1 pseudogene is annotated in these 478 nt (G+C 50.6%); it reads right to left on the minus strand.

Going from position 1 to position 478, the window contains the following annotated elements:
* Positions 1 to 305 (minus strand): annotated as a pseudogene (locus CWC14_RS19490) (bifunctional diguanylate cyclase/phosphodiesterase); the annotation flags it as partial.
* Positions 306 to 478 lie beyond the last annotated feature (173 nt).

Consider the following 478-nt stretch of genomic DNA (forward strand, 5'->3'; position numbering starts at 1 on the left):
TGGTTTTCACCTAATGTGTACTCCAGTAGCAGATGTGGCTGCTCTTTAAGTAGTGTCAGCGCAACACGGATCCGTTTATGAATATGATGGGGAAATAACTCACTCAGTGTATTGCCTTGCTGTACCAGTACGCCATGCTTGGCAAGCACCTGGCCCTGAGCATCAATGCGTAAGTAACTGTCGGGCAGTGCCGACAGCAAAGTCTGTAGTTCAGTGTGCTTATGCGTTAACTGCTGTTCGGTTTGCAGCCGCACCTTGGCCATATTTTCAAAATGCTCTCCCAGTACTGCAAGCTCCTGAGGCATGGTGTGACTGGTAAGATCCAGCGTGCGCCCCTGCGCGAGCGCGGCAATGGCCTGTCGGAACTGTGTCAGTGGGTGTAACAGAGTTTTGTTCAGGCGGTAGCGAGCCAGCCAGATAAGCAGGCATAACAAGATAAAAAAGCTACCTAAAACCAGTGCAAAGTGGCGCTGTGTTT

The sequence above is a fragment of the Pseudoalteromonas sp. S3260 genome (assembly GCF_005886925.1).
Classification (GTDB): domain Bacteria; phylum Pseudomonadota; class Gammaproteobacteria; order Enterobacterales; family Alteromonadaceae; genus Pseudoalteromonas; species Pseudoalteromonas tetraodonis.